The 24,147-nt window shown below is 65.3% G+C and carries 27 protein-coding genes; 19 read left to right on the top strand and 8 right to left on the bottom strand.

Translation table 11 applies throughout. The features are described from left to right. Window positions 1-186 precede the first annotated feature (186 nt). From J2X19_RS18790 to J2X19_RS18780, 3 genes are read right to left on the bottom strand one after another with little or no spacing between them, the layout of a single operon-like run. Window positions 187-1,113, bottom strand: coding sequence for an ROK family protein (locus J2X19_RS18790; RefSeq protein WP_116607362.1), 927 nt, complete (start codon window positions 1,111-1,113; stop codon window positions 187-189). A gap of 12 nt (window positions 1,114-1,125) precedes the next feature. Then, a complete protein-coding gene (locus J2X19_RS18785) occupies window positions 1,126-1,320 on the bottom strand; it encodes a DUF2905 domain-containing protein (protein WP_092758337.1) in 195 nt (64 codons plus the stop codon). Between the two features lie 2 nt (window positions 1,321-1,322). Continuing rightward, window positions 1,323-2,387: a class I SAM-dependent methyltransferase gene (locus J2X19_RS18780; RefSeq protein ID WP_310375466.1), complete on the bottom strand. Its 1,065-nt coding sequence runs from the start codon at window positions 2,385-2,387 to the stop codon at window positions 1,323-1,325. 71 nt (window positions 2,388-2,458) lie between these two features. Between J2X19_RS18780 and J2X19_RS18775 the strand changes: the two genes are divergently transcribed. The 9 genes from J2X19_RS18775 to J2X19_RS18735 all read left to right on the top strand — a co-directional run bounded on the left by J2X19_RS18775 (window position 2,459) and on the right by J2X19_RS18735 (window position 9,496). After that, the gene (locus J2X19_RS18775; RefSeq protein ID WP_310375464.1) at window positions 2,459-3,262 is read left to right on the top strand and encodes an SDR family oxidoreductase; all 804 of its coding nucleotides are present in this window, start codon (window positions 2,459-2,461) and stop codon (window positions 3,260-3,262) included. 9 nt (window positions 3,263-3,271) lie between these two features. Next, entirely contained in the window at window positions 3,272-3,643 is a 372-nt protein-coding gene (locus J2X19_RS18770) for a dihydroneopterin aldolase (protein ID WP_092758340.1), read from the top strand. A gap of 108 nt (window positions 3,644-3,751) precedes the next feature. Further along, the gene (locus J2X19_RS18765; protein ID WP_116607365.1) at window positions 3,752-4,519 is read left to right on the top strand and encodes a substrate-binding periplasmic protein; all 768 of its coding nucleotides are present in this window, start codon (window positions 3,752-3,754) and stop codon (window positions 4,517-4,519) included. Window positions 4,520-4,567: 48 nt separating this feature from the next. Then, on the top strand, window positions 4,568-5,965 hold the full coding sequence (locus J2X19_RS18760) for a GGDEF domain-containing protein (protein WP_310375461.1): 1,398 nt from the start codon (window positions 4,568-4,570) through the stop codon (window positions 5,963-5,965). Continuing rightward, a complete protein-coding gene (locus J2X19_RS18755; protein ID WP_310375459.1) occupies window positions 5,958-6,731 on the top strand; it encodes a substrate-binding periplasmic protein in 774 nt (257 codons plus the stop codon). The genes J2X19_RS18760 and J2X19_RS18755 overlap by 8 nt, the downstream gene beginning before the upstream one ends. Before the next feature lie 70 nt (window positions 6,732-6,801). After that, window positions 6,802-7,737 (top strand): tRNA 2-thiocytidine(32) synthetase TtcA, encoded by a 936-nt coding sequence (ttcA, locus tag J2X19_RS18750; RefSeq protein WP_310375456.1) that lies wholly within the window; start codon window positions 6,802-6,804, stop codon window positions 7,735-7,737. 9 nt (window positions 7,738-7,746) lie between these two features. After that, window positions 7,747-8,343: a DUF4136 domain-containing protein gene (locus tag J2X19_RS18745; RefSeq protein ID WP_310375454.1), complete on the top strand. Its 597-nt coding sequence runs from the start codon at window positions 7,747-7,749 to the stop codon at window positions 8,341-8,343. Window positions 8,344-8,365: 22 nt separating this feature from the next. Beyond that, on the top strand, window positions 8,366-9,010 hold the full coding sequence (locus J2X19_RS18740) for a histidine phosphatase family protein (protein WP_310376207.1): 645 nt from the start codon (window positions 8,366-8,368) through the stop codon (window positions 9,008-9,010). Window positions 9,011-9,031: 21 nt separating this feature from the next. Further along, window positions 9,032-9,496, top strand: a complete 465-nt coding sequence (locus tag J2X19_RS18735; protein ID WP_310375451.1) for a hypothetical protein — start codon at window positions 9,032-9,034, stop codon at window positions 9,494-9,496. Window positions 9,497-9,592: 96 nt separating this feature from the next. On the opposite strand, the gene ruvB is transcribed toward J2X19_RS18735, so the two are convergent. Next, window positions 9,593-10,654, bottom strand: coding sequence for a Holliday junction branch migration DNA helicase RuvB (ruvB, locus tag J2X19_RS18730; RefSeq protein WP_310375449.1), 1,062 nt, complete (start codon window positions 10,652-10,654; stop codon window positions 9,593-9,595). A gap of 122 nt (window positions 10,655-10,776) precedes the next feature. On the opposite strand from ruvB, the gene J2X19_RS18725 reads away from it, so the two are divergent. Next, window positions 10,777-11,979: a carbonic anhydrase gene (locus J2X19_RS18725; RefSeq protein ID WP_310375447.1), complete on the top strand. Its 1,203-nt coding sequence runs from the start codon at window positions 10,777-10,779 to the stop codon at window positions 11,977-11,979. 68 nt (window positions 11,980-12,047) lie between these two features. On the opposite strand, the gene ruvA is transcribed toward J2X19_RS18725, so the two are convergent. Then, a complete protein-coding gene (gene ruvA, locus J2X19_RS18720; protein WP_310375445.1) occupies window positions 12,048-12,620 on the bottom strand; it encodes a Holliday junction branch migration protein RuvA in 573 nt (190 codons plus the stop codon). Between the two features lie 154 nt (window positions 12,621-12,774). Between ruvA and J2X19_RS18715 the strand changes: the two genes are divergently transcribed. From J2X19_RS18715 to ybeY, 3 genes are read left to right on the top strand one after another with little or no spacing between them, the layout of a single operon-like run. Then, window positions 12,775-13,311, top strand: coding sequence for a bactofilin family protein (locus J2X19_RS18715; RefSeq protein WP_116607372.1), 537 nt, complete (start codon window positions 12,775-12,777; stop codon window positions 13,309-13,311). A gap of 55 nt (window positions 13,312-13,366) precedes the next feature. Next, a complete protein-coding gene (locus J2X19_RS18710) occupies window positions 13,367-14,323 on the top strand; it encodes a PhoH family protein (RefSeq protein ID WP_116607373.1) in 957 nt (318 codons plus the stop codon). 56 nt (window positions 14,324-14,379) lie between these two features. Next, entirely contained in the window at window positions 14,380-14,835 is a 456-nt protein-coding gene (gene ybeY / locus J2X19_RS18705) for an rRNA maturation RNase YbeY (RefSeq protein ID WP_310375441.1), read from the top strand. Window positions 14,836-14,847: 12 nt separating this feature from the next. Here ybeY and dtd read toward each other — a convergent pair whose 3' ends face one another. Next, entirely contained in the window at window positions 14,848-15,303 is a 456-nt protein-coding gene (gene dtd, locus J2X19_RS18700) for a D-aminoacyl-tRNA deacylase (RefSeq protein WP_116607375.1), read from the bottom strand. A gap of 52 nt (window positions 15,304-15,355) precedes the next feature. Between dtd and J2X19_RS18695 the strand changes: the two genes are divergently transcribed. From J2X19_RS18695 to J2X19_RS18680, 4 genes are all read left to right on the top strand, one after another. After that, the gene (locus tag J2X19_RS18695) at window positions 15,356-16,819 is read left to right on the top strand and encodes a sensor histidine kinase (RefSeq protein ID WP_310375438.1); all 1,464 of its coding nucleotides are present in this window, start codon (window positions 15,356-15,358) and stop codon (window positions 16,817-16,819) included. Continuing rightward, window positions 16,816-17,442 carry a response regulator transcription factor gene (locus tag J2X19_RS18690; RefSeq protein WP_116607377.1) on the top strand — a complete coding sequence of 209 codons (627 nt, stop codon included), beginning with the start codon at window positions 16,816-16,818 and terminating at the stop codon, window positions 17,440-17,442. The genes J2X19_RS18695 and J2X19_RS18690 overlap by 4 nt, the downstream gene beginning before the upstream one ends. Window positions 17,443-17,546: 104 nt before the next feature. Next, window positions 17,547-18,038 (top strand): GlcG/HbpS family heme-binding protein, encoded by a 492-nt coding sequence (locus J2X19_RS18685; RefSeq protein WP_310375436.1) that lies wholly within the window; start codon window positions 17,547-17,549, stop codon window positions 18,036-18,038. A gap of 3 nt (window positions 18,039-18,041) precedes the next feature. Next, window positions 18,042-18,731 carry an ankyrin repeat domain-containing protein gene (locus tag J2X19_RS18680; RefSeq protein WP_310375434.1) on the top strand — a complete coding sequence of 230 codons (690 nt, stop codon included), beginning with the start codon at window positions 18,042-18,044 and terminating at the stop codon, window positions 18,729-18,731. A gap of 22 nt (window positions 18,732-18,753) precedes the next feature. Here the strand turns inward: J2X19_RS18680 and tyrS are convergent, their stop codons facing one another. Next, on the bottom strand, window positions 18,754-20,010 hold the full coding sequence (gene tyrS, locus J2X19_RS18675) for a tyrosine--tRNA ligase (protein WP_310375432.1): 1,257 nt from the start codon (window positions 20,008-20,010) through the stop codon (window positions 18,754-18,756). Between the two features lie 238 nt (window positions 20,011-20,248). On the opposite strand from tyrS, the gene J2X19_RS18670 reads away from it, so the two are divergent. Both J2X19_RS18670 and J2X19_RS18665 read left to right on the top strand, forming a co-directional pair. Then, window positions 20,249-21,589, top strand: coding sequence for a M23 family metallopeptidase (locus J2X19_RS18670; protein ID WP_310375430.1), 1,341 nt, complete (start codon window positions 20,249-20,251; stop codon window positions 21,587-21,589). A 4-nt stretch (window positions 21,590-21,593) separates the two neighbouring features. Then, window positions 21,594-22,697 carry an anhydro-N-acetylmuramic acid kinase gene (locus tag J2X19_RS18665; RefSeq protein ID WP_310375428.1) on the top strand — a complete coding sequence of 368 codons (1,104 nt, stop codon included), beginning with the start codon at window positions 21,594-21,596 and terminating at the stop codon, window positions 22,695-22,697. On the opposite strand, the gene mdtD is transcribed toward J2X19_RS18665, so the two are convergent. Next, the gene (gene mdtD, locus J2X19_RS18660; protein WP_310375426.1) at window positions 22,694-24,100 is read right to left on the bottom strand and encodes a multidrug transporter subunit MdtD; all 1,407 of its coding nucleotides are present in this window, start codon (window positions 24,098-24,100) and stop codon (window positions 22,694-22,696) included. The genes J2X19_RS18665 and mdtD overlap by 4 nt on opposite strands. Window positions 24,101-24,147: the final 47 nt, after the last annotated feature.

Here is a 24,147-nt window from a genome sequence, read left to right as displayed (position 1 = left end):
TTTGTTTCCGGATACGTCGAAAGTTAAAATCAGGCCCGATTATATGCCGCGAAAAACCCTGCGCAGACTGTAACCTATTAAAAATAGCTTTTCAATGCATTTATCCGGATTGGCTGTGCAATAAACCCACTCCCGAAGACCCAATATAAATTCCAAAGCAGTGAATGGCGCCGGATTACCCGGCGATCAGGCCAATGCCACCGCCGCGTAATCGCCCACTTTGTCGGCCAATCCGGCGGGCACCAGCAAGGCACCGGCAGTTAATGCCGGCAGTTTGCCGTCAATATGCGATTGCAAGCGCGGCAATAGAAACTCGCGGTTGTGCCAGAACACGCTGCCGCCCAGGCTGATGCGCTGTAAATCCAGGGTAACGACCAAGTTATACAAGGCGCGGCCCAGCACGCGGCACAGGTCGTCGACCTTGGCCAGCGCAGCCGCATCGCCCGCGCGCGCGGCCTGGAACAGCACCGCGGCGTCCTGGCCAAACCGGCGGGCAATCGCATTGCCGGCCACCAGGCCTTCGACGTCGCCGATATTGCCGCAGCCGCACAGCGCATCGTCGTTGTCCGAAACAAACATATGGCCGGCGTGGCCGGCATTGCCGTTTTTGCCGCGCAGCACATGGCCGTCCACGCACACGCCCATGCCGATGCCGGTGCTCCAGGTGACATAGGCGCAGTGGTCAAAACCGGCCAGCGCACCCCAGTGGCGCTCGGCTTCGAGCGCGGCAACGCAGTCGTTTTCGATGCGCACGCGGGCGAAACGCGCGCCCAGCGGCGCTTCCAGCAGGGCCGTGTCCCAGTCGTTCGGCAACCCGCGCGCCGGGCCCGCCATGCCGCCGCAGATATTCGGCGCGGCCAGCTCGATCAGGCCGTCGCGGATGATGAACGGGCCGCAGGACGACACGCCCGCGTTCTGCACCGTGGCCGGGTCCACACCGATCTCGGCGCAGGCCTCGCCGACCATGCGGATGATCTGTACCGCCAGCGCATCGTTGGTGCCGGTTTTGGCCGTGGGTTCGGTGCGCCGCGCCTGCAGCACGGGCAGCGCTTCGTTGCCAGTAGCCAGGCTGACGGCGACCTTGGTGCCGCCGATGTCGATACATGCTTTCATGGGATCAGTTCTTTAGAGGAGTTTGGAAACAAGGCTGGCCAGAAAGCTCAGCACCAGGGTGGTGGTCAACGGAATAAACCAGGGTCGGCCAAAGAGTCTGAAGCGCAAGTCGCCAGGCAGTCTGCCAAAGCCGAGCTTGTGCAACAACGGGGAAAACCAGTCAATCAATAACAGGGCCAGGAAAATAACCAGCAGCCAGCGGATCATGGCTACAGCGTATGGCTGCGGTCACCGACAGCGAAGCCCACGGGCTCCCACTCGGGGCCGGCGCCGAAGGCGGTGACCTTGAACAGCTCGCCCATCTCGTGTTCGGTGATCAATTTGAGCGCTTGCGCACGTTCTGCGTGCGTAGCATGCTCCATTTTTGAGAGCAAGCCGCAGTTCATCAGAAAGCGCGCCTGGGTGGTGTAGCCCAGCACCGTCAAACCCGCGTCCTGCCCGGCCAACGCGATGCCGGTGAAGTTGACGTGGGCAGTGATGTCCTTCAAGCCCACGTCGGCCAGCGGGTCGGGGTCGGAGCGGTGCGCATAGTGGCACATCACCGTGCCGGAACTGCGCTGCGGGTGGTAGTACTCGCCCTCGGGGAAACCGTAGTCCAGGAAGAAGGCTGCGCCCTGGGTCAGTCGGTCTGCCAGGGTGCGGATGAAGGACTCGGCCTGGGGGTGGATTTCGGTCAGGTAGTCGTGCGGGCCGTCGATCTCGACCGGCGGGCGCAGATCGGTGGGACGGTCTTGCCAGACGAAGTCCTCGCCCAGCAGCGCCACACCACGCTCATGCCAGACGCCACTCTGGCGCAGCAGCAGCTGCACCGGCATCGCGTCCAGCACCTCGTTGCCGACCACCACCGCCTGCAGACGGGCAGGCAGCTCGGTCACCCACTCCACCTTGTCGGCAAAGCGCTGCAGCCGCAGCTGCTGGCGCGCGCGCAGGCTGCCGGACAGGTCGACGATGCAGTAGCGCTGCACCTGGTCGCCCAGGGCTTCCAGCAATTGCAGGGCCAGCGCACCCGAGCCGGCGCCGAACTCCCACACTTCGTTCGTCTGGGTAACCTGCAGCGCCTGCGCCACCTGCACCGCCAAGGCCTGGCCGAACAGGGGCGACATCTCTGGCGCGGTGACGAAGTCGCTGCCCTCGACGCGCTGGCCGTCTTGCAGCTGCGTGGGCATGGCGCCGAACTTGGGGCGGTCGTTGGCGTAATAGCCCAGGCCGGGGTGGTACAAGGCCAGGGCCATGAAACGGTCAAAGGTGATCCAGCCGCCGGCAGCGGTGATCACGCGCCGAATATCCGCCTGGAGCGCGCTCGTTAAACTGGGGGGTGTTTTTTCCACCCCTGGATTGTCTCTGAATGTTGCCTCCCTCTCCGCCCTCCGCGCAAGCTCGTACCGTGTTGGTAACTGGCGCAGCCAAACGGCTGGGGCGCGAAATCGCCCTGGCGCTGGCCCGCGGCGGCTGGCAAGTGGCCGTGCATTACCGCCATTCTGCCCAAGATGCTATGCAAACTGTAGCTGACTGTGCAGACATTACCAGCGCCAGCGGCCTCAAACATGCTGCATTCCAGGCCGACCTGGCCGACGAGGCAGCGGTGCGCGCCCTGCTGCCCCAGGTACTGGCGCAGTTCGGCACGGTCGATGCGGTGGTCAATAGTGCATCGACCTTCGAGCACGACAGCGCCCAGACTTTCGGCTTCCAGGCCATGGAGCAGCATCTGCGCAGCAATACCGGCGCGCCCATTCTGCTGGCGCAGGCGCTGCACCAGCATCTGCACACCCGCGGCACCCACAGCGGTGCGGTGGTGAACCTGCTGGACCAGAAGCTGTGGAACCTGAACCCCGACTTCTTCAGCTACACCTTGTCCAAGGCCGCGCTCGAAGTGGCCAACACCATGCTGGCCCAGGCCCTGGCACCCTGGGTGCGGGTGGTCGGCGTAGCCCCCGGCCTGACCCTGAAGAGCCATATGCTGAGCGACGAGCAGTTTGCCGCGCTGCACCAGATCTCGCCACTGGGCCGCTCGTCCACCGCTGCCGATGTGGCGGCCACGGTGAAGTTTGCGCTGGAGAATGGGTCCATCACCGGCACTACCTTGCTGGTAGACGGTGGCCAGCACCTGATGCAATTCGAGCGCGATTTTTCCCTGATGGACCTTACTTAAAAGAACACCATGTCCCATACCTCCGGCAACCAAACCCTGCAACTCACCGGCCTGCGTTTCGACGCCAATCTGGGCATTCTGGAGTCGGAAAAAACCTCGCCCCAGCCCATCCTGGTGGACGCCGAGCTGAACCTGGGCCCGCAGCCGCTGGAGCCCAGCGACGACGACATCAACCACGTGCTCGACTACCGCAAGGTGCGCCAGATCATCATCGACGACTGCACCGCCGAACACGTGAATCTGCTGGAAAGCCTGATCGGCAAGCTGGCCCAGCGCCTGATGCAACTGCCCGGCGTGCTGGGTGTGCGCGTAAAGATCGCCAAGCTGGAGATTTTTGACGACTGCGAAGTCGCCATCCGGGTCGAAACCGGCCAGTGGTAAACCGGCAAATCCCGTACAAACATCCTCAGCCAGCCCATAGAATAAACTGATACTGCCTGCCCCCGGATACCTGCAGGCCCGTTCATTCGCCACCGTGGAGATAGCTGCATGATCTTGTCCGGCTTTGCGACATCGGCCCGCCGCACCTTTGTGCTGTTGGGGCTTTGCGCTTGCGCACTGCCTTCCTGGGCGGTGGAGACCGTCAAGATCCTGACCGAGGAATATCCGCCCTTCAATTACACCGACAAGGGCAAGATCACCGGGCTCGGCACCGAGGTGGTCCAGGCGGTCTTGAAAGAGATCAATATGGAAGGCCAGTTCCAGTCGGTCCCCTGGGCGCGGGCCTACGAGACCGCGCAGAACAGCGACAGCGTGCTGATCTATTCCATGAACCGCTCCAAGGAGCGGGAAAAGCTGTTCAAGTGGGTCGGCCAGATCACCCCAACCGACTTCTACCTGTTCTCCCTGAAAAGCCGCCACATCCAGCTGGCCGACCTGGAAAGCGCCAAGAGCCTGCAGATCGGCACGGTCAACCAGGACATCGGCGAACAGTTCCTGGCCTCGCAAGGCTTCGTACTGGGTCGCAACCTGCAGTCCAGCAGCAAATACGAATTGAATTACGAAAAGCTCAAGCTCGGCCGCGTCGACCTGTGGGTGATGAACGAGTTGGGCGCCTACTTCATGTCGCGCCAGGCCGGCGACGACCCGGCCCAGATGTTGCACAAGGCGCTGCGCATCCCCGAGCTCAGCGGTGGTGGCAACTACATGGCCTTTGGGCTCAAGACGCCGGACGCCCTGGTCGAACGTTTTCGCAAGGGACTGGAGGCCATCAAGAAGAATGGCACCTACGACGCCCTGCAGAAAAAATGGCTTTGAGTGCAGCCCATCCCCGCCCCTGCCGGCCCCACCCGGCCTGTTGACACTGTGACAGAAATCCCTTCTGCGCAGCAGCCACGCTCGGTGTCCCTGGGCGGCCGCATCGTGCTGGCTACGCTGGGGTTTTGCCTGCTGTTCACCTTGGTGGTGGTGGGATTGCGCACCTGGTCGGCCTGGCAAAGCAGTTTGGCGGTGATGTCGGGCGAGCTGAAGCTGATCGCCCAGGTGTACGAGCGCACCCTGTCCAAATCCATCTGGGAGATGGACCGCGAGTCCATGCAAACGCATATCGCCAGCGTGGTGAATGTGCCTTCGGTCGGCCAGGTAGTGGTGACCCTGCAGTCGGCCAACCGGGTACCCGAGGTGTTCCGGCGCACACGCGAAGGCTGGCAGATGTCCCAGCTGGCGCCCACGCTGCAGACCCAGCTGGACTACGAGGTGTTTCCAGGCACCAAGGAGACCGTAGGCACCTTTGCCTTGTACGGCGACGAGCGGGTGCTGTGGACCCGGCTGCGCGCCGAGATCGCCAACATCGTGATCACCCAGGTCGCACAGTCCCTGCTGCTGGCCGGGCTGATCATGCTGCTATTCAGCCGCCTGGTCACCGTCCACGTGCGGCGCATCGCCCAGCACCTGGGCCAGCTGACGCCCAGCAATCTGCGCCAGCTGCTGGCGCTAGACCGCCCTCCGAGCCGCCAGGACGAGCTGTCACAGCTGGTCACCGGGGTCAACCAGCTGCAGAGCAATCTGTCCGACTACCTGGAGCGCCAGCAGCGCGATGAAAAAGAACTGGTGGCCCACCGCGACCACCTGGCCGACCTGGTGCGCGAACGCACCACCGAGCTGGAGAACACCAACACCCGGCTGGAAGATGCGAACGCCTTGCTGGATGGCCTGGCGCGTACCGACCCCCTGACCGGACTGGCCAACCGGCGGCATTTCGACGAAATCAAACAGATCGAGTTCCGCCGCGCGCTGCGCACCGGCCAGCCGCTGTCGCTGCTGGTCTGCGACATCGACTTCTTCAAGCGCTACAACGACCGCTATGGCCACGCCGCCGGCGACCAGTGCCTGCGCGCCGTAGCTGAAGCCATGCAGACCACCTGCTCCCGCGCCGGCGACCTGGTGGCGCGCATAGGCGGGGAAGAGTTCGCCATCCTGCTGCCAGGGATCGACGCTGCGCATGGGGCCGAGCTGGCGGCCCATTTGTGCCAGGCCGTGGCCGCGCTGGCCATTCCCCACCAAGACTCCGAGGCTGCGGCCCACGTGACCATCAGCGTCGGCCTGGCCCAGCTCGACGCCGCGCAGGTGGAGCGCTTTGACACATTGTTCGACCAGGCCGACAAAGCGCTTTACCAGGCCAAGAGCCAAGGCCGGAACCAGGTGGTGGTGCATAGCCCCGCGGCTATTGCCTTACAGAGCGACACAGGATCAAACCATGGATAAAGCATTGCGGATGTGGCTGCTGTCGGCCACCCTATTGGCGCCGTTGCTCGGCGGCGCGCAAACCGTGCGGGTAGTGACCGAAACCACGCCCTATGTCTATATGCAGGGCGACAAGATTGCCGGCCCGGCCACCGAGATCCTGCACAAAACCCTGCAGCTGGCCAACATCAAGGACTACAGCCTCACCATGTACCCCTGGGCGCGGGCCTACGACATGGCCTTGAAAGAACCCAATGTGCTGATCTACCTGATCGCCCGCACCCCCGAGCGCGATCCGCAGTTCCAGTGGGTCGGTGAGTTGCTGCAGGTGCGCTACCACCTGTACAAGCTGAAAGACCGCAGCGATGTCAACGCCGCCAACCTGGACGCCGCGCGCAACTACGTCGTCGGCGTGATGCGCGACGACCTGCGCCACCAGTTCCTGCAGCGCCAGGGCTTTACGCGGCTAGTAGTTTCCGCACAAAGCACCGACAACTTTGCCCAGCTGGTGAACCGCAAGGTCGACATGGTGCCGCTCAGCGAATCCGGCGCACTGGCCCAATGCCAGACCACCCATTTCGACTGCGCGGGGCTGGAAAAGGTGCTGACCCTGGACGAAATGACCACCGGCGTCTACATGGCCTACAGCAAGTTCACCTCGGCCGAACTGGTGGCGCGCACCCAGGCCGCGTTCGAGCAATTGCGCGCCAATGGCACGGTACGCCGCGCCATGGAGCCCAAAACCCCCATGGCAAAGTCCACGGCCAGCACCAGCAAATCGCAGTGATCTGGCCGGGTTCGACCCGGTTGGCAGCGCAGCGCGGGATAATCGGGTTTTTTAGAACCGATTGCCCCCTATGAGCGCCGTATGGACCACCGACGAGGCCGAAGCCCAAACGCCCGTCACCCCCACCGCCACTGACTTCAAGATCGAGCGTGAAACGCACAAGCTCGAAAAGCGCCTGTGCCGCGAAATGGGCAAGGCCATCGTCGACTACAACATGGTCGAAGAGGGCGACAAGGTCATGGTCTGCGTGAGCGGCGGCAAGGACAGCTACGCGATGCTGGACATCCTGCTCAAGCTCAAAGCCCGTGCGCCGATCCATTTCGACATCATCGCCGTCAACCTGGACCAAAAGCAGCCCGGCTTCCCCGCCGAGGTGCTGCCCACCTACCTGACGGCGCTGGGCGTGCCCTTCCACATCGAGAACCAGGACACCTACAGCATCGTCAAACGCGTGATCCCCGAGGGCAAGACCACCTGCGGCCTGTGCAGCCGGCTGCGCCGCGGCATCCTGTACCGCGTGGCCGATGAGCTGGGCGCCACCAAGATCGCTCTGGGCCACCACCGCGACGACATGTTGCAGACCTTCTTTTTGAATATGTTCTTCGGCGGCAAGCTCAAGGGCATGCCGCCCAAGCTGGTCAGCGACGACGGCAAGCACATCGTGATCCGCCCGCTGGCCTATGTGACCGAAAAAGACCTGGTGCGCTGGGCCGCGCACAAGCAGTTCCCCATCATCCCCTGCACCCTGTGCGGCAGCCAGGAAAACCTGCAGCGCAAGCAGATCTCGCAGATGCTGCAGGAATGGGAAAAGAAATTCCCCGGCCGCGTCGAGAGCATGTTCAGCGCGCTGCAAAACGTCGTGCCCTCGCATTTGATGGACCGCAGCCGCTACGACTTCGAAGGCCTGCAGACCACCGGCGTACCCAGTGAAGACGGCGACCAGGCGTTTGACGCACCCAGCTTCCCGCCCGCTGGCCTGCCGGGACTGCAAGTCGTTCGCCTTTAAGGAGCTCCCATGCTGATCTGGCGCACCCTCCTCCTCGCAGCCGCCGTGCTGCTGACCGGTTGCGCCAACCTCTGGCGCGTGGACAGCCAAGTCCAGAGCTTCGCCTCCTGGAGCAGCCCGCCGGGTCCGCTGCCGTTCCGCTTCGAACGCCTGCCCTCGCAGCAGACCGAGGCCCAAGCCGCGCTGGAGCAACTGGCGCTGCCGGCGCTGAACCAGGCCGGTTTTGTGCTGGACAACGCCCGCCCCGCCTACAGCCTGCTGATCACCACCCAGGCGCAAGAAACCACCTACCGCGACGACCCATTCATGTGGGGTGGTGGCTACTACTCGCCGTGGATCGGTGGCGGGATTGGTGCCGGTCGGGGTTGGGGCATGGGCTTCTCGGCCCCGCTGTGGCGGGCACCACCCCGCAATTTCCAGCGCCAGCTGAGCCTGGTGCTGCGTGAGCTGTCCACCGGCCAGGTGGTCTACGAGACCCGCGCCGGTTTTGACAGCCGCTCGCCGATTGGCACCGACGTGGTGCCCGCGCTGGTAGCCGCCGCCCTGCAAGGTTTTCCGCATCCGCCCACCGGCCCGCGCAACGTCACCATCGAATTGCCGCATTAACCTATCTGCCCTCTCTGGAGCCCTGATGGACCCCACCCGCATCATCGCCATCCGCCACGGCGAAACCGCCTGGAACGTAGACACCCGCATCCAGGGCCAGCTGGATATTCCGCTCAACGCCACCGGCCGCTGGCAAGCCCAGCAGCTGGGCCTGGCACTCGCCGGCGAACCCATCACCGCGGTCTACGCCAGCGATCTATGGCGGGCCTACGAAACTGCGCTGGCAGTGGCCGGCGCCGTGGGCCTGGAGATCGACACCGACGAAGGCCTGCGCGAACGCGGCTTCGGCGTGTTCCAGGGCCATACCTTTGCCGAGATCGAAGCCAGCCTGCCGGACCAGGCACTGCGCTGGCGCAAGCGCGACCCGGAATTCGCCCCCGAGGGCGGCGAGTGCCTGAACGACTTCCGCGACCGGGTGGTCGGCTGCGTGCAAGACCTGGCGGCCCGGCACCCCGGCGAGCTGATCGCCATCGTGGCCCACGGCGGCGTGATGGACGTGCTGTACCGCGCGGCCGTCGGCCTGGGCCTGCAAGACCCGCGCAGCTGGGAGCTGGGCAACGCGGCCATCAACCGCCTGCTGTGGACGCCGCAGGGCTTCAACCTGGTGGGCTGGGCCGATACCCAGCATCTGGAAGCCGACACCGCGCTGGACGAAACCAGCGCCTAGCCTCTATCTGAAAGCCGCGCCATGCTGCACTACCTGATGCACGCCGCCGAGCACCCGTGGCAGGAGCAGCTGCTGTACGCCGGTGTCTTTCTCGCGGCCATTCTGTTGCTGTTCCTGGTTTTCTGGTGGCGCAAACGTGCTGCACGGCCCCGCCAAGGGGACTTTGCGGCACTGGTGCAGCGCAACTCCATCGCCGAAGCCTTGGTGGAGCAGCAACAACAAAGCCCGCTGGCGGACGCGGCCGATGCCTGGCAGCAAACGCAAACCGCGCTGGGCACCGTCAAAACCGGCGTGGAACGCGCACTGACACTGGTCTGGCTGCTGCTGTCGGGCCTGCTGTGCGCCATCAGCATCCTGTTTGTGCTCATAGGCCTGGTGAAATTTCCGGCGCTGAACTGGGGCCTACAGGGGTTCTACCTGGCACTGGCCGCGGTATCTGCCTGGTTTGCGCGGGCGCAATGGCGCGACCTGCGTGGCGTGAAGTAGGCCGACAGCCCTGCCACGCTTATAGCCAAATCAGCCGTTTGCGCAGGTATTACCTGCACAGGAAGCTATTAATTAAATAGCAAAGCTAAATTTCCCTCACTCCGCAGCAAACAGCCCACCCTCGGTCTGCGGCGGGGTCACGCCCAGGTGCCGGTAGGCGGCCAGGGTGGCGATGCGGCCGCGGTTGGTGCGCTGCAGAAAGCCCTGCTGTATCAGGTAGGGTTCGATCACATCCTCAATCGTGTCGCGCTCTTCGCCGATGCTGGCGGCGATGTTGTCCAGCCCCACCGGGCCGCCGTCGAAGCGGTGGATCACCGCTTCCAGCAGCTTGCGGTCCATCAGGTCGAAGCCCTGCGGGTCCACGTCCAGCATGGACAGCGCGCGGTTGGCGATGTCCAGGGTGATGGTGCCCGTTCCTTTGACGTCGGCGTAGTCGCGCACCCGGCGCAGCAGGCGGTTGGCGATGCGCGGCGTGCCGCGGGAGCGGCGGGCGATCTCGTAGCCGCCTTCGGCGTCCATGGGCGCATTCAACAGCCCGGCGCTGCGCTTGACGATGCGCGCCAGCTCGTCTGGCGTATAGAACTCCAGCCGCGCGACGATGCCGAAGCGGTCGCGCAGCGGGTTGGTCAGCATGCCGGCGCGGGTGGTGGCGCCGACCAGGGTGAAGGGCTGCAGGTCCAGCTTGATGCTGCGCGCCGCCGGGCCCTCGCCGATCATGATGTCGATCTGGTAGTCCTCCAGCGCCGGATACAGGATTTCTTCGACCACCGGGCTCAGGCGGTGAATTTCATCAATAAAGAGGACGTCGTTCTTTTCCAGATTGGTCAGCAGCGCCGCCAGGTCCTTGGGCTTTTCCAGCACCGGGCCGCTGGTCTGGCGCAGGTTCACGCCGAGTTCGTGGGCAATGATGTGGCTCAAAGTGGTTTTGCCCAGGCCGGGTGGGCCGAACAGCAGCACATGGTCCAAAGCCTCGCCGCGCTTGGTGGCTGCGCCGATAAATATCTCCAGCTGCTCACGCGCCTTGGTCTGGCCCACGTAGTCGTCAAACAGCTTGGGGCGCAGCGCGCGTTCAATCGCCTCTTCCTGCGGCGAGGACGGGGCGGCGGAGACTACGCGCTTGGGCGGCGGCGCAGCAAAATCATCAGTCTGGATGGACACGGCAGGCAGAGGGCAAAGAGTGGGCTGGTCACTATAGCGTGTCGCTGCGCAACACCTTGAAACACGCGAACGCTTATGGCTATAGTCGATGCAACACATTCCCCGAAGCCAGGACTCCATCCATGATGCACCGCCCCGCCCCAGTGCGCGCTCTCACCACCTCTTCTTGGCGCACTGTGCGCGGCAGCACGATAGGCTGGCTACTGTGTTCCGGCTTGCTGGCCAGCGCCTGGGCCGTTGACGCCCCGGCCGAAAAACCCAAATCCATAGGCAAGATCACCCTGCCCGCCAAGCCCGAGCCGCAAGACCCGGGCAGCAAGGAATCCATCGCCCAGCAAATACGCGACGCGGCCGAAAAAGCCAATGCCGCGCCCCCGCCGGCCAAGAAGGGCAAGGCCGCCAAAAGCAAGCCGGCCGAGACGCCCAAGATGGTCCTGACCATCGAGGCCGAACCCAAGAAGGCCAGCGTCCGTGGCGCCCCCCTGCCGCCGCCCGATGTGGCCGCGGCCTACAAGAAAGCCCATGGCGGCCTGGTGAACCCGGTGGACAGCCGGGCCGCCACCCGCGCGGCCGCCCTGGCCGCCGCCGGCCGCGAGCCCAGCGCTGCCCACAGCAGCAGCAACGTCGGCGGCATGGCCGGCGAAACGCGCTGGGGCTACGAGGGCAGCAACGGCCCGCAGGCCTGGGCCAAGCTGAACCCCGAATTCCACCTCTGCGCCCAGGGCACGCGCCAGTCGCCCATCGCCATCGACCAGCTGAACACCTTGCAAGGCCCGGCCGAGCCGCTGCAAATCCGCTACCAGCCCAGCAGCGCCATGGTGGTGAACAACGGCCGCACCATCCAGGTCGATGTGGCGGGCGAGAACACGCTGACGGTGCGCAGCGCCACCTACAAGCTGCACCAGATCGTGTTCCACCACCCGAGCGAAGAGCGCGTGAATGGCAAGACCTTCGCCATGGTGGCCCACCTGGTGCACCGCGACCCCGATGGACAAATTGCGGTGATTGCGGTGCTGCTCGACCCCGGCCAGGCGAATGCGCTGATCAACAAGGTCTGGACCTATATGCCGCTGGACAGCGGCGACCGGGTGCGCATGCCCGCCGGCCTGCTGGACCTGAACGAGCTGCTGCCGCAAGACATGCGCTACTACCAGTTCATGGGTTCCTTGACCACGCCGCCCTGCTCCGAAGGCGTGCTGTGGATGGTGCTGAAGCAGCCGGTACAGATCAGCCCCGAGCAGCTGCGTTTGTTCAGCCAGCTGTTTCCGTACAACGCGCGGCCAGTGCAACCTTTGAACGGCCGCGTGGTCCGCGATGCACAGTGATATAGGCCGCCAGCGCATATTCCACCTACGCAGGCAGCTATCAAAAGCATAACAACCGGGCTTAGCGCTTATTTCGCCAGCGCCTTCAAAGCCAGCTTGATGCCTTCGCTCACGCCCACGCCAGCCGGCAAGGCCTTCAGCGCCAGCGCGGCTTCCTTGTCGCTATAGCCCAGGGCCACCAGGGCTTGCAGGATGTCGGCCTGGGCGTCGCTGGTGGCGCCGGTGCGCACACCGATGTCCGAGCCCAGCTTGCCCTTCAGCTCCAGCAGCAGGCGCTCGGCGGTCTTGGGGCCAATGCCGGGCACCTTCTTCAGCCGCCCCACCTCTTGCAAGGTGATGGCCTGGGCCAGATCGTCCACGCCCATGCCCGACAGCACGCTCAAGGCGGTGCGCGGTCCCACGCCGGAAATCTTGATCAGCTGGCGGAACGCATCGCGCTCGCCCGGCGTGGCAAAGCCGTAGAGGATTTGCGCGTCTTCGCGCACCACGAAATGGGTCAGCAGAGTGACCGCCTCGCCCAGCGCCGGCAGGTTGTAGAAAGTGCTCATGGGCACATCCACCTCGTAGCCCACGCCGTGGCAGTCGATCAGCACCTGGGGCGGGTTCTTGGCGGCCAGCAGGCCTTGGAGTCGTCCGATCATGGGGTTCCCGTGTTGAAAGCGCGATTGTCCACGACGGGGGCGATCCGTCATTTTGTTACAGACCTTGCATCCTGCGGGGCGATGTAACCGGCTTAGCCCCCTACCATCAACGGCTTCTGAGACGTATGTCGTGTCTCTTCAAGGAGGATTTCCCATGGCTTTGCAAGCCCCGTTTTTTGGCAAGCGTGAACCCGAAACCTTTGGCTTGCGCCAGAACCTGACGAATACCCCCCCTCCCCTGGCCCGGACTCCCCCCATGAACACCAACCCCGTCGAATCGCCCGCTGTGACCGCCGCTCCTGCTGCTGCGGCCGAAGCCCCCGTCAAAACCACCGGCAGCACCCTGACCGTCGGGCCCAACATCAAGCTCAAAGGCGTGGAAATCACCGACTGCGACACCCTGGTGGTCGAAGGTACGGTCGAGGCCACGATGGACTCGCGCCTGATGCAGATCACCTCGGCCGGCGCCTTCAAGGGCTCGGCCGATATCGACATCGCCGAAATCCACGGCGCCTTCGACGGCGAGCTGACGGTACGCGACAAGCTGGTGATCTACGCCACCGGCAAGGTCACGGGCAAGGTCCGCTACGGCAAGCTGGTGATCGAAGAAGGCGGCCAGCTGTCGGGCGAAATCGCATTCGGCACCAACAAATCCGCATCTACCAAGGCCCCGCTGCAAGCCATCGTCTGACGGACTGCAAGGCTACCCGCAACGCTGTTGCGGGTAGCAGGCGACAATACGGGCCATGATTGTTCGCCACACCTTCTCGCCCCCTAACAACACCCGGCTCGACCACCTCTGCGGCCCCATGGATGCGCATCTGCGCACCATCGAAGACGCGCTGCAGATCAAGATCGCCCACCGGCACGAACAGTTCAAGATCGACGGCCCCAAAGCCACCGCCAACCAGGCGCTGGAGCTGCTGCAGGCCCTGTACGAACAGGCGGGTCGCCCGATCAAGCCCGACACCGTGCAGCTGATGCTGGCCAGCGATGCAGACCTGGGCGCCGACGGCCACAGCCTGCAGACCCGCCGCACCGACCTGCGCGCCCGCACCCCGAACCAGACCACCTACCTGGACAACATCGCCCAGCACGACATCACTTTCGGCATCGGCCCGGCCGGCACCGGCAAGACCTATCTGGCCGTGGCCTGCGCGGTGGACGCGCTGGAGCGCAGCGCGGTACAGCGCATCGTGCTGACCCGCCCGGCGGTGGAAGCCGGCGAGCGCCTGGGCTTTCTGCCCGGCGACCTGAACCAGAAGATCGACCCCTATCTGCGCCCACTGTACGACGCGCTGTACGAGCTGATGGGGCCGGAAAAAGTGCAAAAAGCCTTCGAGCGCAATGCGCTGGAAGTGGCCCCGCTGGCCTTCATGCGCGGCCGCACGCTGAACAACGCGTTTGTGATCCTGGACGAGGCGCAGAACACCACGCCCGAGCAGATGAAGATGTTTCTGACCCGCATCGGCTTCGGCGCCAAGGCCGTGGTGACCGGCGACGTCAGCCAGATCGACCTGCCGAAAACCCAGCTCAGCGGCCTGATCGACGCCGAGCAGGTGCTGCGCCGTACCAAGGGCATTGCGATCACCCGCTTCACCAGCGCCGACGTGGTGCGGCACCCGCTGGTGGCGCGCATCGTCGACGCCTACGACACCCGCGGCAAATCCGACATCGCGGTGCGCAGCCGCAAAGCCGCCTGACACTACAGAAACCATAGCTGCCTGCGCAGATACACCCTGCGCCAGAGGCCTAAAACATGCTCAACAACCTGCAACTCTCGCTGCAATTCGGCAAGCTGGCCGACGCCGCGACCCACCGCGCCGCCCTGCCGCGCCACAGCGTGGCCCGCTGGATTCGCCATGCCCTGGCCGTGGACGCCAAAATCACCGTGCGCATCGTCGATGCCGAGGAAGGCCAGGCGCTGAACCGCGCGTACCGCAAGAAGGACTACGCCACCAATGTGCTGACCTTCGACTACACCCAGGAGCCGGTGGTCACGGCCGACCTGGTGCTGTGCGCGCCAGTCGTCGCCCGCGAAGCCGCCGAGAACGGCAAGTCGCTGCAAGACCACTACGCCCATCTGCTGGTCCACGGCACCCTGCACGCCCAGGGCTGGGACCACGAAACCAGCGCCGCCGACGCTGACGAGATGGAAGCCTACGAGACCGAAATCCTGGCCGAACTCGGCATCGCCAACCCCTACGCGGGCTGATGGCGTGAAGACTTACGCAGCGGGCGCTGCGGAAGTGTGCAACGGAATCGTCACCGGCCCGTCGTTGACAAGGTGCACCTGCATGTCGGCGCCAAACCGCCCGGTCTGCACCGGCTGGTGCACCAGGCGAGCCTGGGCCACGAAGTAGTCGTAGAGCCGGCGCCCATCCTCGGGTAGCGCGGCACCGGTAAAGCTGGGCCGGTTCCCGCCCGAGGCATCGGCCGCCAGGGTGAACTGGCTGACCACCAGTAGCCCGCCGGCCACGTCCTGCAGGCTCAGGTTCATCTTGCCGGCCGCGTCGCTGAAGATGCGCAGCTTCAAAATCTTGGCCAACAGCTTGTCGGCCTGGGCCTCGGCATCGCCACGCTCGGCACATAGCAGCACCAGCAGGCCCGGACCAATCTCCCCCACCAGCTCGGCGCCGACCAGCACCCGGGCTTCGCGCACTCTTTGCAAAACGGCTTTCATCCAGACTCCTCAGAAGACCGGGATTGTCACCCGGCGAGGCACAATGGGTTCCATGTGGAAAGCCGTACAGCGCCGTGGTTGGTGGCTCCTGGCGTGGTGCCTGCTCACCGCGCTGGGGAGTCTGGCGTTGGCGCGGCTGGAGCTGGCGCAGCTGCGCGATGCATTTGAAACCGATGCCCGCATCGCCCACCGCCTGCTGAGCCAGCGGGCGGTGCAGCACGATGCTGTGCTGGCCATGCTGGCCCTGGTGCAGCCGGCCGGCGCCTCCGGCCTGTCGGCCGCGCCCGAGCAGCGCCTGGCCTCGGTCTACCCGCAGATTCTGGGGGTGCAGCACCGCGCTCCCAATACCAGCTGGCCGGATGCCGCGCTGACCACCGCCGAAGAGCGCTCCCGCCGCAGCCACCAGGTGGTGCTGGCCAGCGCGCATCTGGCCCAGGGCCACTTCCAGCTGCTGCTGGCCGCCGACCCGAACAGCTATGCGCTGCGCATAGACGCGCGCAGCATGGTGCCCTGGAGCGAATGGCCGATGCCGGCCGACACCAGCCCGGTACGCCTGGTGCTGGAGCAGGCGGGCCAGGAGTTCGTGGTGCAGCCGGGCCGCATCGGCGACGGCGGCTGGCGCTTTGAGTTCCACAAGCACCTGGCCACCGACAGCCAGCCGTTTGACGTAGCTGCGCTGCGCCAGGTCGGCTGGAATGAATTGCCCTGGAGCCGCATGCTGGCCTGGGCCGTGGCCATGGCCGCCGTGCTGGTAGCCTTGCGGGCGCTGCAACGCCAGCGCAACGAACGCCGCCGCGCCCAAGAGCTGCTGCGCCTGGGCCAGGTCGCGCGGCTGAACACCCTGGGCGAACTGGCCGCCGGCATGGCCCATGAGCTGAACCAGCCGCTGACGGCCATGCTGGCCAACACCCAGGCGGCCAGCCGCCTGCTCGACGAAGACCCACCCGAGCTGAGCACCGCCCGCAGCGCCATGGCGCAGGCGGTGGAGCAGGCCCGGCGCGCCTCCAGCGTAGTCGGCCGGCTGCGCCGCGCGGTGGAGCGGCCCGACCTGGCCGGCCCCTTGCAGCCGGTGAACCTGCAGGACGCTGTAAACGACGCCCTCTACCTGCTGGAGCCCGAATGCACGCGCCGCGAGGTACACCCCAGCGTGCACAGCAGCCTGCCGAACATCAGCGTGCTGGCCGAACCGGTGGCGCTGGAGCAGATCGTGCACAACCTGCTGATGAACGCACTGCAGGCGCTGGAGCAGCTGCCGCCGGCCGAGCGCCGGCTGACGTTGAGCATCACGGCCGACCCGCAGCACGGCCGGCTGACGGTGCAGGACAGCGGCCCCGGCATTCCGCCCGAAGTGCTGCCGCGCATCTTCGAACCGTTTTTCTCCACCCGCCATGGTGGCCTGGGCCTGGGCCTAAACCTCTGTGAAAGCCTGGCCAGCGGTATGGGTGGCACGCTGGAGGCCAGCAATGTGGCACCGCACGGGGCCGCGCTGCGCCTGTCCTTACCCCTGGCGCCATGAACACCACATTGTCCCCACTGATCCATCTGATCGACGACGACGCCGCCGTGCGCGACAGCCTGGCGCTGCTAATCAGCACCGTGGGGTTGCGGGTGCAGACCTGGGCCGACCCGCAGGCTTTTCTGGCCGAATTCGACCGCCAGGGCATAGGCGCCATCGTGCTGGATGTGCGCATGCCCGGCATCAGCGGCCTGGCCATGCTGGACACCCTGGTGGCCCAAGGTGTGGACCAGCCGGTCATCATGCTGACCGGCCACGGCACGGTCGCCATGTGCCGGCGCGCCTTCAAGGCCGGCGCAGCCGAATTTCTGGAAAAACCGGTCAACGACGAAGCCCTGCTCGAAGCCCTGCAGAACGCGGTGCGCCAGCATGTGCAGTCCCGCACCCAGCACCAGGCCGACCGGCAGGCCCGCGAGCGCTACGCCCAGCTGTCGGAGCGCGAGCGCGAGGTGCTGGGCCTGATCGTCGCCGGCCTGACCAACAAGGAGATTGGCCGGGCGCTGGAGGTGTCGCCGCGCACCGTGGAAACCCACCGCGCCAATCTGTTCGCCAAGCTGGAGGCCGAGTCGCTGGCGCAGCTGATCCGCAGCTATGCGGCGCTGGCCGACGAACAGGCTCCGTAGTTCTACGGAGGGCCGGGCGTAGCCGTACGCATGGGCAAATCAAGCCTCATTTTTTACAGTTCTCCCACGGTTGATCGAACCGCTACCGCCCCTCGGAGAACACCATGACCCTCAGCTTCAAGACCGCCTTCATCGCCTTGTCCTGCATCGCCGGCGCCGCCCAGGCCCAGGCCGTGCGCACAGAACACAATATCTCGCTGGACCTGGCCAACCAGATCGCTGCCGCCAGCGTCTCGGCCTGCGCCGCCAACGGCTATGCGGTCAGCGCCACCGTGGTCGACCGCGCGGGTGGCGTGCGCGCCGTGCAGCGCGCCGACAACGCCGGCCCGCACACCCTGGCCGCCAGCCAGCAAAAAGCCTACACCTCGGCCTCGGCCAAGAACAACACCCTGGCGATGATGGAAGGCGCGCAGAAGAACCCCGCGGCCGCCAATCTGGTCTACATCCCCGGCTATTTGCTGCTGGGCGGTGGCGTACCGGTCAAGCTGGGCAATGAAGTGATTGGTGCGGTTGGCGTCGGCGGTGCGCCCGGCGGCCATCTGGACGAGCAATGCGCGCTGGCCGCGCTGGACAAGATCAAGGACCAACTGAAGTAAGCCATGCGCCGCTACCGCACCTCCTTGGCGCTGGCCGCCGCCTGCCTGCTGGCCAGCCCCGGCTGGGCCCAGGTACCGCCCAGCGCCGCACAAATCAGCCGCTACACCGGCCTGCACGCGGCGGCCCAGCGCGGCGACCTGGCCCAGCTGCAGCAGCTGCTGGGCCAAAAGGCCGAGCTGAACAGCCGCGATGCGCAGGGGCGTACGCCGTTGCATGTGGCCACCTTCGCCCGCCAGCCGCAGGCCGTCCGCCTGCTGGCGGGCGCGGGCGCAGATCTGGGTCTACTGGAAAACGACCGCTACGACGCCGTCACCATCGCCGCAGTGGCCGATGACGAAGCCACTCTGGCCACGCTGCTGGCTCTCGGCGCCAGCGCCCAGCTGACAACCAGCCGCTACGACGGCACGGCGCTGATCGCCGCCGCGCACCTGGGCCACGACGGCGTCGTACGGCAATTGATTGCGGCGAGTGCGCCGCTGGACCATGTGAACAACCTGCACTGGACCGCGCTGATCGAATCCATCGTGCTCGGCGATGGCGGGCCGCGCCACCAGCGGACCCTGGCCGCGCTGGTGCAGGCCGGGGCGAATCTGCAGCTCAGCGACCGCGCGGGCAACACGCCGCTGCAACTGGCGCGCGCCCGGGGCTACCGTGAGATGGTGCGGATGCTGGAGTCAGCGGGCGCGAAATAGCACCCGCTGCGCCCGCAATGCCTTATTGCAGGGTGACGCGGGCGAACTTGCGCTTACCGACCTGCACCACATAGGTGCCGGCGCCCAGCTTCAAGCCCTTGTCGCTGACCACGCTGGAGTCGACGCGCACGCCGCCACCGTCGATCAGGCGATTCCCCTCGCCGCTGCTGGCGGCCAGGCCGGCCATCTTCAGCAGCGCGCCAATGCCGACCGCTGCGCCGCCCTCGCCCAGCAGCAGGTTCAGCGCGGGGATTTCATCCGGCACACCGCCCTTGCTGCGGTTGTTGAAGTCCTGCTCGGCCGCATCGGCCGCGGCAGCACTGTGGAAGCGCGCGGTGATTTCCTTGGCCAGCGCCACCTTGGCGTCTTTCGGGTTCCGGCCAGCCTCTACTTCGGCCTTCAGCGCGGCGATCTCGGCCTCGGTCTTGAACGACAGCAAGGTGTACCAGCGCCACATCAGCACGTCGGAGATGCTCAGTACCTTGGCGAACATGGTGTTCGGCTCTTCGCTGATGCCGATGTAGTTGTTCTTCGACTTGGACATCTTTTCCACGCCGTCCAGGCCTTCGAGCAACGGCATGGTCAGGATGCACTGCGGCTCCTGGCCGTATTCGGCCTGCAGGTGCCGACCCATCAGCAGGTTGAACTTCTGGTCCGTGCCGCCGAGCTCCAGGTCGCTCTTCAAGGCCACCGAGTCGTAGCCCTGCATCAACGGGTACAGGAACTCGTGCACCGCGATCGACTGGCCGCCGTGGAAGCGGTCGTGGAAGTCGTTGCGCTCCATCATGCGGGCCACGGTGTAGCGCGACGCCAGCTGGATCATGCCGCGCGCGCCCAGCGGGTCGCTCCACTCGCTGTTGTAGCGGATCTCGGTCTTGCTCGGGTCCAGCACCAGGCTGGCCTGCTTGTAATAGGTTTCGGCATTGACCTTGATTTGCTCGGCGGTCAGCGGCGGGCGCGTGCTGTTGCGGCCCGAGGGGTCGCCGATCATGCTGGTGAAGTCGCCGATAAGAAAGATCACCGTATGGCCCAGGTCCTGCAGCTGGCGCATCTTGTTCAGCACCACGGTGTGGCCGATGTGGATGTCAGGGGCGGTCGGGTCCAGGCCCAGCTTGATGCGCAGCGGCACGCCGGTGGCCTCGGAACGGGCCAGTTTCTTCAGCCAGTCTTCCTGCGGAATCAGTTCGTCGCAGCCGCGCAGCGACACCGCCAAGGCCTCCCGCACACGGTCTGTTACAAGAAATGAGCCACCAGGCTCGGCACGTACTGCTTGATTCATAAGGGTTTTTCAGGGCTTTTTCAGTTGTGGCGCACGGGACACGCCGCTATACTCGCTGCTTTGCTGTCTGCCCTGATTTTAGTGGTGCGTTGCCTGATAGGCCGCCCAAAGACTGAACTTCCAGGGCTCTTCTCTACTCAGCAGTCCACCTTCGCGACTTTCGCAGTGCCCGTGAGGCAGGCCCCAGGCCTAGCCCAGGGGGCAGCGCAAGTCCTAATTTTTGTTGGGAATCCCTCTTTTGAACCACGGTCTCACCACCGTCAGCGATAGGCTTTTGTCCGTACTACAACGCCACCCCAAGCGCCTCACCGCGCTGGTGGCGGCTGTATTGCTGGGCGGCGGCGGCGGCGCATATGCTGTTGCCTCCCTGGCCCCGGACCCCGCTGACCTGCCCATCCGCCAAATCACCGAAGCCGTCCAGCCGCTGTCGCTGCAAGAGCAGGCGATTAGCCTGGACACCCACAGCTTCAACCTGTTCCGCACCGAAATCACCCGCTCCAGCGATACCGCCAAGTCCTTGCTGCAACGCCTGGGCATTGACGACGCCGACGCCGCGGCCTTCCTGCGCAGCGATGCCCTGGCCAGCAAGGCGGTACTGGGCCGCGCAGGCCGCACCGTGCACGCCGAAGCCAGCGACAACCACGCTTTGCAACGCCTGAGCGTGCGCTGGAACCCGGGCAACGCCGGCGTGTTTGAACGTCTGGTGGTCGAGAAAACCCCGCAAGGCTTCCGCTCACGCATCGAAGAAGCCGCGCTGCAAAACACCAGCCGGCTGGCCGGCGGCACCATCCGCAGCTCGCTGTTTGCTGCCACCGACGAGGCCGGCATTCCCGACCCGGTGGCCACCCAGATCGCTGAAATCTTCTCCGGCGACATCGATTTCCACCGCGCGCTGCGCAAGGGCGACCATTTCTCCGTGGTCTATGAAACCGCCGAGGCCGATGGCCAGGTACTGCGCAGCGGCCGCGTGCTGAGCGCCGAGTTCACCAGCAACGGCAAGACCTACCAGGCCATGTGGTTCGCCGAACCGGGCCAAAAAGGTGGCTATTACACGCTGGACGGCCAAAGTCTGCGCCGCTCGTTCCTGGCCTCGCCGGTCGAGTTTTCGCGCATCACCAGCGGCTTCAGCATGCGCATGCACCCGATTCTGCAGAAGTGGCGTGCCCACCTGGGCGTGGACTACGCGGCCAGCACCGGTACCTCCGTGCGCACCGTGGGCGATGGTGTGGTCGAATTTGCCGGCGTGCAGAACGGCTACGGCAACGTGATCATCGTCAAGCACCGCAACCAGAACGAAACCGTCTACGCGCATCTGAGCCGCATCGATGTGCGACCCGGCCAAAGCGTCAGCCAGGGCGACCATATCGGCGCTGTCGGCTCCACCGGCTGGGCTACCGGACCGCATCTGCACTTCGAATTCCGCGTCAACGGCGTGCACCAGGACCCGCTGACCGTGGCGCGCCAGAACGACAGCCAGCCGGTGTCGACTGCCGCCAAGCCTGCATTCAACCAGCTGGCTTCGATCATGCGCCTGCAGCTGTCTGCAGCCACATCGATCCAGCAAGCCAGCGCCGATTAAGACCATGCGCGAACTCACCATCGGCCTGATGTCCGGCACCTCGCTGGACGGGGTGGATGGTGTGCTGGTGGCCTTCTCCGACGGCGCGTTGCAGGTACTGCAACACGCCACCCAAGCATTTTCCCTGGAAGCCAAGGCCGAGCTGCTGGCGCTGAACAGCCCCGGCGGCAACGAGCTGCACCGGGCCGCGCTGGCCGCCAATGCCCTGGTCGGCGTCTATGCCGACGTGGTGCAACAACTGCTGGAGCGCAGCGGCTGCAGCGCCGCCGATATCCAGGCCATAGGCGCACACGGCCAGACGGTGCGGCACCGGCCACAGGAATTCGACGGCACGGGCTACACCCTGCAGCTCAACAACCCAGCCCTGCTGGCCGAACGCACAGACATCACCGTGGTGGCGGATTTCCGCAGCCGCGATGTAGCGGCCGGCGGCCAGGGTGCGCCCCTGGTGCCCGCCTTCCACCGCCAGGTTTTCGGCCGAGCGGGTGAAGCTATCGCGGTGCTGAACATTGGCGGCATCTCCAACCTGAGTCTGCTGGGCGAGCAGATCCTGGGCTTCGACTGCGGCCCCGGCAACGCGCTGATGGACTACTGGTGCCAGCAACACACAGGCCAGGCCTATGACGCCGATGGCGCCTGGGCCGCCAGCGGCACGGTGCAGCCCGCCCTGCTGGCAGCGTTGCTGGCCGAACCGTATCTGGGCAAGGCCCCGCCCAAGAGCACGGGGCGCGACCTGTTCAACCCGGCCTGGCTCGCCGCCAAGCTGCAAGGCTTCGCCGCACTGGCACCTATCGACGTGCAAGCCACATTGACCGAATTGACCGCTAGCGCAATTGCCACCTGCATGGATAGCTATGGAAAAAATAGCAAGTTACTGATCGTCTGCGGTGGCGGTGCGCTAAATGGTTATTTGATGCAGCGCCTGCAGGCCGCCCTGCCCGCGGTACAGGTGCAATCTTCGGCGGCACACGGCCTGCCGCCGTTGCAGGTCGAGGCTGCGGCCTTCGCCTGGCTGGCCCGCCAGGCACTGCTGCTACAGCCAGGCAACCTGGCCAGCGTGACCGGCGCCCGGGGCAACCGGGTGCTGGGGGCGATCTACCCGGCCTAGTGGTTGTCGGCAGGGTCGCTACCGACGCCACGGGCGTCGGGCGACAGCTGCCAGAAAATCCAGGCCGATGCCAGCGTCATCAAGCCCATGGTGGCAAACGTGGCATGGAAAGCCTGCAAGGTCTGCGCAGCACCGGCCGGTGTGAAGTAGCCGGTGTAGCCGGCCAGCACCGCACCCGCAGCCGCTACCCCCATACTCATGGCCAGCATCTGCACCATGGACAGCAGGCTGTTGCCACTGCTGGCCAGCGGGCCATCCAGGTCCTTGAGGGTGACCGTATTCATGGCCGTGAACTGCATCGAATTGACCGCCCCAAAGAACGCCAGTTGCACCAGGCGCAGCCACAGCGGCTGGCCGGGCGCCACCAAGGCAAAGCTGGCCATCGTCAACCCCACCAGCGCGGTATTCAACACCAGCACCTGGCGGTAGCCCAGCCAGGTGATCAGGCGGGTGGCCAAGGTCTTGGTCACCATGCCGGCCAGCGCCACCGGCAGCATCATCATGCCGGCCTGCGAAGGCGAATAGCCCATGCTGACCTGCAGCAGCAAGGGAATCAGAAACGGCATGCAGCTGCTGCCGATACGGGCAAACAGATTGCCCAGCAAGCCTATGGTCAGCGAAGGGATGTCGAACAGCCGGGGCGAGAACAAGGGCTCGGGCTGGCGCGTCGCATGCAACCAGTAGGCCACCAGGCTGGCCAGGCCAAACACCAAGAGCACCAGCACCGTGGCCTGGCGCAAGCCCAGTTCCGACAGGCCATCCAGCGACAAGGACAAGGCCACCATGCCGAAGGACAGCATCAGGTAGCCGCTGAGGTCAAACCGCCGGACCGCACCGCGCAGGCCCTCAGGCATCAGCGCCAACGTGGCCACGCCGCCTACCAGCCCGACCGGCAGGTTGATCAGAAAGATCCAGTGCCAGGTGGCGTACTCCACCAGCCAGCCGCCCAGCGTGGGGCCGATCAAAGGGCCAATCAGCCCGGGCAGTGCCACAAAGCTCATGGCTTTGAGGAACTGCTCGCGCGGAAAAGCCCGCAGCACGGCCAGACGCCCGACCGGCAACAACAAAGCCCCGCCGACGCCCTGCACCACGCGGGAGATGACCAGTTGGGTCAGGCTGTGCGAAATGGCGCAAAACAGCGAGCCCAGCGAAAACAGGGCAATCGCCGCCACGAACAACCGGCGCGTGCCAAAGCGGTCGGCCATCCAGCCTGAGGCCGGAATCAGCATGGCCATGGTCAGCGAGTAGGCCACCACCACCGACTGCATGCGCAGCGGGCTCTCGCCCAGGCTGGCCGCCATGGCCGGCAAGGCGGTGTTGACGATGGTGGCATCCAGCGTCTGCATGAAGAAGCCGATGGCGACCAGCCAGAGCAGGCGTTGGTTGGATTTTTCGTCTTGCATGTACAGGTTTCGGGCAAGAAAAAGCCGCCCTCAGGCGGCCATGTTTT

Origin of the sequence: Rhodoferax ferrireducens (assembly GCF_031458075.1) — a bacterium.
GTDB classification, from domain to species: Bacteria; Pseudomonadota; Gammaproteobacteria; order Burkholderiales; family Burkholderiaceae_C; genus Rhodoferax_B; species Rhodoferax_B ferrireducens_A.
The sequence above is the reverse complement of the archived record's forward strand: the minus strand, read 5'-3'. Positions and strand labels throughout refer to the sequence as shown.